Annotated in this window: 6 protein-coding genes and 1 tRNA gene; 2 read left to right on the top strand and 5 right to left on the bottom strand. The window is 75.4% G+C overall.

Going from position 1 to position 7674, the window contains the following annotated elements:
* Positions 1–114: 114 nt before the first annotated feature.
* Positions 115–576 (bottom strand): GatB/YqeY domain-containing protein, encoded by a 462-nt coding sequence (locus ACRYR8_RS15745; protein WP_432484334.1) that lies wholly within the window; start codon positions 574–576, stop codon positions 115–117.
* 63 nt (positions 577–639) lie between these two features.
* Between ACRYR8_RS15745 and ACRYR8_RS15740 the strand changes: the two genes are divergently transcribed.
* Both ACRYR8_RS15740 and ACRYR8_RS15735 read left to right on the top strand, forming a co-directional pair.
* On the top strand, positions 640–1560 hold the full coding sequence (locus tag ACRYR8_RS15740) for a metallophosphoesterase (protein ID WP_432484336.1): 921 nt from the start codon (positions 640–642) through the stop codon (positions 1558–1560).
* A 78-nt stretch (positions 1561–1638) separates the two neighbouring features.
* Positions 1639–1712, top strand: a tRNA-Pro gene (locus ACRYR8_RS15735).
* 109 nt (positions 1713–1821) lie between these two features.
* Here ACRYR8_RS15735 and ACRYR8_RS15730 read toward each other — a convergent pair.
* The 4 genes from ACRYR8_RS15730 to ACRYR8_RS15715 form a co-directional block, all read right to left on the bottom strand.
* Positions 1822–2733 (bottom strand): right-handed parallel beta-helix repeat-containing protein, encoded by a 912-nt coding sequence (locus ACRYR8_RS15730; RefSeq protein ID WP_432484338.1) that lies wholly within the window; start codon positions 2731–2733, stop codon positions 1822–1824.
* 70 nt (positions 2734–2803) lie between these two features.
* On the bottom strand, positions 2804–5254 hold the full coding sequence (locus ACRYR8_RS15725) for a sensor domain-containing protein (RefSeq protein WP_432484340.1): 2451 nt from the start codon (positions 5252–5254) through the stop codon (positions 2804–2806).
* A 248-nt stretch (positions 5255–5502) separates the two neighbouring features.
* Positions 5503–6240, bottom strand: a complete 738-nt coding sequence (locus tag ACRYR8_RS15720; RefSeq protein ID WP_432484342.1) for a GAF and ANTAR domain-containing protein — start codon at positions 6238–6240, stop codon at positions 5503–5505.
* Positions 6241–6395: 155 nt separating this feature from the next.
* The gene (locus tag ACRYR8_RS15715; protein WP_432484344.1) at positions 6396–7655 is read right to left on the bottom strand and encodes a PP2C family protein-serine/threonine phosphatase; all 1260 of its coding nucleotides are present in this window, start codon (positions 7653–7655) and stop codon (positions 6396–6398) included.
* Positions 7656–7674: the final 19 nt, after the last annotated feature.

Here is a 7674-nt window from a genome sequence, read left to right as displayed (position 1 = left end):
GCGCGGCGCCCGCCGGGGACGCCCCCCCCCGCCCCCGCCCCCCCCCCCCCCCCCCCCCCCCCCCCCCCCCCCCCCCCCCCCCCCCCGTCGTCGTCCCCGGCCCCGGGTGGGGCTTCAGGCCTGCAGGCGTGCCCGCACGGCGCTGGACACGCGCTTGCCGTCGGCGCGGCCGGCGATCTGCGGCTTGAGGCGGGACATGACGGCGCCCATGGCGCCCATCCCGGTCAGGCCCTCGCCGGAGGCGATGAGGACGGCCTCGTCGACGAGCTCGGTGAGCTCCTCGTCGGACAGCGGGGTGGGCAGGTACGCCTCGACGACGCCCAGCTCGGCGCGCTCGCGCTCGGCCTGCTCGGTGCGCCCGGCGGCCTCGTACGCGTCGGCGGCCTCGCGGCGCTTCTTCGCCTCCCGCTGCAGCACGGTGACCACCTCGTCGTCGCCGAGGGTGCGGGCGGACTTGCCGGCGACCTCCTCGCCGCGGACCGCGGTGAGGACCATGCGCAGGGTGGCGGAGCGCAGCTCGTCGCGCGCCTTCATGGCGGTGGTCAGGTCGGTCTGCAGGGTGTCCTTGAGGCTCACGGGGTCGATCCTCCCACCGGAGTCCAGCGGGTTCACGGCGGCGGGCGGTGCCAGGATGGGGCGATGCCGCAGCACAGCGCCTTGAAGCCCGCCGCCCTCGCCGTCGGGGGCCTGGCCCTCACCGGAGCGGCCTGCGTGGCGTACGCCACCGGCTACGAGGTGCGGGCGTTCGCGCTGCGCCACGCGGTGCTGCCGGTGCTGCCGGTGGGGAGGGCGCCGCTGCGGGTGCTGCACCTGTCGGACCTGCACCTGGTGCCGAGCCAGCGGGCGAAGCGGGAGTGGGTGCGGGGCCTGGCGGACCTGGAACCGGACCTGGTGGTCACCACCGGCGACAACCTGGCCCACCTGGACGCCGTGCCGGCCGTGCTGGACACGTACGGGGAGCTGCTGCACCGCCCGGGGGTGTTCGTGCTGGGCTCGAACGACTACTGGGCGCCGGAGCCGCGCAACTGGGCGGCGTACCTGTGGCGCAAGTCGGCGCCGGACGACGTGCAGGGCACCCGCCTGCCCACGGACGACCTGGTGCGGGGCCTGAGCGAGGCGGGCTGGCTGGACCTGGACAACGCCCGCGGCCGCCTGCGGGTGGGGGACGTGGACCTGGAGTTCGTGGGCGTGGACGACCCGCACCTGCGCTACGACCGCTACGAGGACGTCGCCGGCCCCGCCGCGGCCGACGCGGACCTGACGGTGGGGGTCACGCACGCCCCGTACCGGCGGACCCTGGACGCGATGACGTCGGACGGCGCGGGACTGCTCATCGCCGGGCACACCCACGGCGGGCAGGTGTGCGTGCCGGGCTACGGGGCGCTGGTGACGAACTGCGACCTGCCGCGCGAGCAGGTGAAGGGCCTGTCGCGCTGGTCGGCGGGCGGGCACGACGCGTGGCTGCACGTGTCGGCGGGGCTGGGCACGTCGCCGTACTCGCCGTTCCGCTTCGCGTGCCGGCCGGAGGCGACGCTGCTGGAGCTCGTGCCGGTGCGCTGACGCGGCCCGGCTGCCGGGTGGGTGCCGACCCGGTGCGGGGCACCCCCCGGCGTCGGGTACTCTTGTCCAGGTTGCTCACGGGGTGTGGCGCAGCTTGGTAGCGCGCTTCGTTGGGGACGAAGATGCCGCAGTTTCAAATCCTGACACCCCGACCTCCACGGTAGGGAGGGGCCCGGTCCACGTGGCCCGGGCCCCTCCGTCGTCTCCGCACCGTGCGGACGGCTCCCGGCTGCTCGCGGAGCTTCCCCAGCGCCCCACGGTTCAGCGGGGCGCGGTCTCCCAGGGGAGCATCGTCCCCGAGACGCCCGCCCCGCCGGTGGCGCACGGCTCGGTCTCGAAGGTCAGCGGGCCGCCGTCGCGGGTGAACGTGGTGCAGGTGACCTCCACGGTGTCGCGGTCCACCAGGTACGCCGAGGTGTGCCGCCCGTTCCACACGAACGCCGAGTCGCTGACCCGGGCGCTGCACAGGAACGCGTCCAGACCCACCCCGTTGCGCTGGAGCGTGGTGCGTTCCAGGACGGCGTGGCCGTCGGTGCCGCAGGCCACACCTGCGCCGCTGTTGCCGCGCACGGCGGTGTCGCGCACGACCAGCCCGTCCCGGTCGACCTCGAAGGAGGCGAAACCGCTGCCGTTGCGGTCGGCGGTGGAGTGCTCCACGAGCAGGCGGCCACCGGTGAGGGCGTACCCGCCGAGCCCGTTGCCGACGAACCAGGTGCTGCGGACCTCGACGTCCCCCTCGCGGCGGACCTCCACGCCGGAGGAGTTGCCCTCCAGGCGCGCCTGGCGGACCACCGCGCTGACCGGACCCTCCTCGTCCTCCTCGTAGGGGTCCGTGCCGGCGAGCACGCCGATCGACCAGCCGCCGACCGTCCCGTTGCGGACGACCACGTCCTGCGCGCGCACGCGCACCCCGACGTCACGCCGTTCACCGGGCGCCGCGCCGGGCCCGGTGATCGCGTGCCCGTTGAGGTTCAGCTCGATGCCGTCGGCGGCCAGGGTGATGCCGTTCCCCCCGGGGCAGCCCACGTCGGCGGCCAGGCGCACGCTGCTCGTGAGCACCGCCCCGCAGGGCACGACGACGGCGCGTGGTGGCGCGGCGGTGGCGGTGGGTGCCAGGGCGAGGGCGGTGGTGAGCAGGGTGGCGACGGTGGCGGCTGCGGTGCCGTGGTGCATGACGACCTTCTCCGGGTGGGACGCCCTTGTCCCTGCGGAGGGTAGTGCTTTCGTGACGTCCTGAGGAGGTTCAGACCGTTCCGCCGGGACGCCCGAACAGGAACCCCTGCCCCAGCGGGCAGCCGTGGGTGGCGAGCCAGGCCGCCTGCTCCGACGTCTCCACCCCCTCGGCGACGACCTCCAGCCCCATGCCGCGGCCGAGCTGGATGAGCCCGTCGACCAGGGCCTCCACCCGGGGGCTGGCGGGCAGGTCGGCGATGAACGACCGGTCGATCTTCAGGCCCTGCAGGCTGAGCCGGTGCAGCGAGGTGATGCTGGAGTGCCCGGTGCCGAAGTCGTCCAGGGAGAGCGTGACGCCGAGCTCCACGAGCCGGTGCGCCGAGGCGAGCGTCGTCTCGGAGGCCTGCAGCACGGAGGACTCCGTGATCTCCAGGCAGAGGCGCTCGGCGGGCAGGCCGGACTCGTCCAGGGCGCCGCGCACCTGCTCGTGGAAGTCCGCGCGGGCCAGCTGGCGCGCGGAGACGTTGACGGCGACGGTGGCGTCGTCCGGCCAGTGGGCGGCGTCGAGGCAGGCACGCCGAAGCACCCACAGCCCGAGGGCCGTGATGAGGCGGCCGCGCTCGGCCAGCGGCAGGAACGCGTCGGGCAGGAGCAGGCCGTGGCGGGGGTGGGCCCAGCGAACCAGCGCCTCGCGCTTGTGCAGCAGGCCCGAGGTGAGCGAGACGACCGGCTGGTAGTGCAGCAGCAGCTCGTCCGACGTCAGGGCGTCGCGCAGCTCCCGCTCGAGGGCGACGTGGTCGGCGGCCGGCCCGCCGTCGTCCCCTGCGGCGGCTTCGTCGTGGGGACGTCCGGAGTGCTTGGCCCGGTACATCGAGGCGTCGGCCTGCTGCAGGAGGACCTCGGCGCTGGGGCCGCTGCCCACCGCCAGCCCGATGCTGACGGTGATCTGCAGCTCGTGGTCGTCGATGAGGTACGGCTGCTGCAGGACCCCGCGCAGGCGGTCGGCGAACCGCTGGACCTGCGCCCTGTCGGTGACGTCCTCGCACACCACGACGAACTCGTCCCCGCCGAGGCGCACGGCGGTGTCCTCGTCGCGGACGGTGTGCCGCAACCGGTCCGCGACCCGCCGCAGCAGCTCGTCGCCGGCGTCGTGCCCGAGGGTGTCGTTGACCTGCTTGAACAGGTCCAGGTCGCAGAAGACGACCCCGACGCCCGTGCCCTCGCGCTTGGCCCGTGCCAGGGCGTGGGTGAGGCGGTCGCTGAGCAGCAGCCGGTTCGGCAGCCCGGTCAGGGTGTCGGTCACGGCCAGCGTGGCGAGCTGCTCCCGCGCCCGCTTCTGCTCCGTGATGTCCTGCACCTGGACGAGGAAGTGCTCCGGTGCGCCGTGGGCGTCGCGCACCACCACCATGGTGCGCCGCGCCCACACGAGGGTGCCGTCGGGGCGCTGGTAGCGCTTCTCGGCCACGTCCCCGTCGATCTCGCCGCTGAGCATGCGGCGGTAGGTGGCTTCGTCCGCGGCCCGGTCCTGCTCGGCCGTCACCGCACGGAAGTCCGTCTCCAGCACCTCCTCGATGCTGCGGCCCAGCAGGTCGGCCATCGCCTGGTTGACCTCCAGCCACCGCCCGGTGGCGTCGGCGATCACCATGCCGATGCCCGCCGAGCGCATCGCCACCTCGAAGCGGCGCACCGCCCGGTCCCGCTCCTCCTCGGCGAGCACCTGCGCCGAGACGTCGCGCAGGATCCCCACGAGCTGCACCGGGACGCCGTGCTCGTCGCGCACGACGCTGACCGAGGCGTCGACGTGCACGAGGTGCCCCCGGGGGTGCACGAACAGCCTGCGCGCCCTGTTCGAGGACCCCGAGCGCAGCAGGTCGGCCCGGTCCTCCTCGGCGCGCGTCCGGTCCTCCGGGTGCAGCAGGTCCAGCAGGGACGTGCCCACCAGGTCCTGGGGGTGCCGGCCGAGCACCGCGTGCGCCGCGGGGGAGATCCAGCCGATCACCGACTCCGGGCTCAGCAGGGTGACCACGTCCGCGGCCCGTTCCGCCACCGTCCGGTACAGCCGGGTGGCGTCGGCGAGCTGCAGGCGCGCGGCGCGCTCGCCCCGCACCGGGCGCATCATGGAGACCAGGGCGTGCGGTGCCCCGCCGCCCGGCCCGAGCAGCGGCTCGCACTCCACGTCCAGCCAGATGCGCTCGCCGAGCCGGTCCAGCGTGGGGCGGTGCACCCCCAGGACCACCCGCGCCGCCTCGCCCGAGGCCAGGCCCCGCACCGCGGGCAGCTCCTGCAGCGGGACGGGCCGCCCGCCCTCGTCCACGCACGCCCAGCGCGGGTCGGCCAGTCCGCGCCCGCGCAGCTGCTCCAGGTCCAGGCCGAGCATCCGCTGGGCCGTCGCGTCGGCGGAGACCACACCACCCTGCGCGTCGTGCAGGACCACGCCCACCTGCTCGCCCGGGGGCAGCAGGTGGTGCCGCCGGACGAAGTCCAGCAGGTCCTCGTCAGGACCGGGGGGGTCGGCGCGCACGTCCCCATGATGTTCCCCCGGCGGGGTCGGCGCCCCGCGGAACGCGGAAGCGGCGGGGATCCACCTCCGACCCGCTGCCCCCGGGCGGTGCGGCGGGGGCCTGTTCCGGACGGGTCGGGAGCGCCGGGCCGTGCTTCGCTGGTGCCGGCTCGTCGTCGTGCCCGGGCGCGGCCGCGGGTGAGGTCCTGCACGTCCTGCACCGTGCGTGCAGGACCGCCCCGCCGCCGCGCCCCGGTCCGGCGGCCGCGTCAGGCGGTGCCGTGCGGGCCCTTCAGCTGCCCGCTGAAGACGAGTTCCTCGGCGATGGTGCGCAGCTTCACGTTGCGGTGCTGGCTGGCGGTGGTCAGCAGGTGGAAGGCCTGCTCGCTGCTGAGCTTGTGGCGCTCCATGAGGATGCCCTTGGCCTGGCCGATGACGTCGCGGCTGTCGATGGCGGTGAGCAGGTGCTGGCGCTGCTGCACCTGCGCCAGGGCCACGGCCGCGTGGGCGGCGAACGGCATCCCGGTGTACTTCGACTCCTCGGTGAAGGCGTGCGGGACCCGGTTGTAGAGGTTCAGCGCGCCCAGGTCGTCGCCGGAGACGTACAGGCGCAGGCACAGCATGCTGCCCACCCCGGCCTCGCTCGCGCGCCGGGCGAAGCCGGGCCAGCGCTCCTCAGCGGCCATGTCGGGCACCTCGACGACCTCGGCCTCGAAGGCGGCGTCCAGGCAGGGGCCCTGGCCGACCTCGCCCTGCACCTCGTCCACGGTCCGCGGCAGGTCGCCGGAGGCGGCCCAGGACTCGATCTGCTCGCGGGCGTTCACGACGCTGATGGAGCCGTCCTCCGCGCCGGGGATCATCGCGATCGCGGCGGCGACGGTCTTCTGCAGGGTGTCCCGGGTGCCGACCACCCGCTGCAGGTCGCGGGCCAGCTGCGCGAGCGCACCGAGCAGGTCCTCGGGCCCCGTCTCGTGCCCGCCGTCCTGCTGGACCTCTGCTGCGTTCACGACCGCCAGTCTGCCCCTCCCGCCGGGCCGGGACCACAGTCCGTTGATCACGGTCCGTGGATCACTCGGTGCCCAGCGCTGCCGGAGGCGTCCCCGGGGGAGCGGGCTCACCGGGGCCGGGGCTCCACGGCCCCCGGCCGCCACCCCTGCGCGGTCTACGGCAGCAACCGGTGCTCGCTGCCGCGCCTCCACTCCACCAGCAGGGCGGTGGCGTCGTCCCGCAGGGTCACGCCGGGCCGGCTGAGGATCGTCCGGCGCAGCCGGCGCAGCGTCTCGGAGGCGGCCTGCTCCGCGGCGGCCTGCTGCTCCAGGAAGTCGGACAGCCCCTCCAGCCCCAGCAGGCCGCCGCCGTCGCGGCGGGCCTCGATGAGCCCGTCGGTGTACAGCAGCACCGCGTCGCCCGACTGCAGCACCTCCTCGGCCACCGCCACCGACCCCCCGAACCGCCAGCCCAGCGGGAACGCCGGCGGTGCCTGCAGGGTCTTCACGACCCGCGCGTCGCGCAGCAGCAGCGGCGGGGGGTGCCCGGCGCTGACCCACGACAGCCTGCCGCCGGTGCGGTCGAGGCGGGCGAGCACCGCGGTGACGTGCCGCTCCCCGCCGAACTGGCTCGCCACGGCCGCGTCGATCTCGGCGTACGTCTCCAGCAGCCCGAGCCCGGACCGCCGCGCCCGCCGGTAGGCGGCGAGGGCGAAGGTGGTCACCGCGGCGGCGGCCAGGCCGTGGCCCATGCCGTCGAAGACGGCCAGGTGCAGGCCCTCCTCGTTGGCGGCGTAGTCGAAGGCGTCGCCGCCGTTGTCGTACGCCGGTTCCAGCGCCGCGGAGACGACCAGCCCGTCCGTGGCGTACGTCTGCGGCGGCAGCATCGCGCGCACCAGCTCGCTGCCCACCGTCAGCGGCTCGGAACGCTGCAGGCGGGTGAACACGTCGCCGTACAGGTTCTTGCTCGCCACCACCATCGCCACCAGGTGGGCGCAGCGCTCGCACACGTCCAGGACGTCCTGCGGGACCCGCCCCCGCCCACCGCCGAGGGGGAGCGTCAGCTCCAGCACCCCGAGGCGGTCGGTGCCGTCGAGCAGCGGCACCCACAGCCGCCGGCGGGCACGGCCGTCGGCGTCCGCCGCCGGGGCGCCCACGACGGCGGCGCTGGTGAAGGCCCGCCCGGCCATGGAGCCCTCCACCGGCTGCTCGGCGCCCTGCGGGGACCACCGGCCGGGGACGCGCACCAGCGCCGTGTGCTCGTAGTCCGCCAGCCACAGCCGCACGCCGTCCGCGCCGAGCGCCCCGTGCAGCTCCTCGGCGACGACGTCCGCGACGTCGTGGGGCGCCGACAGGTGGGTGCGGCGCAGCAGCCCGTCGAACAGGCGCGCCGCTGCCAGGGCGGTGTCGCCGCTCAGTACCGCCGGGTCCGTCACCGGGCCATCATCGCGGGAC

This window comes from Kineococcus esterisolvens, assembly GCF_050871405.1.
Classification (GTDB): Bacteria; Actinomycetota; Actinomycetes; order Actinomycetales; family Kineococcaceae; genus Kineococcus.
The sequence above is the reverse complement of the archived record's forward strand: the minus strand, read 5'-3'. Positions and strand labels throughout refer to the sequence as shown.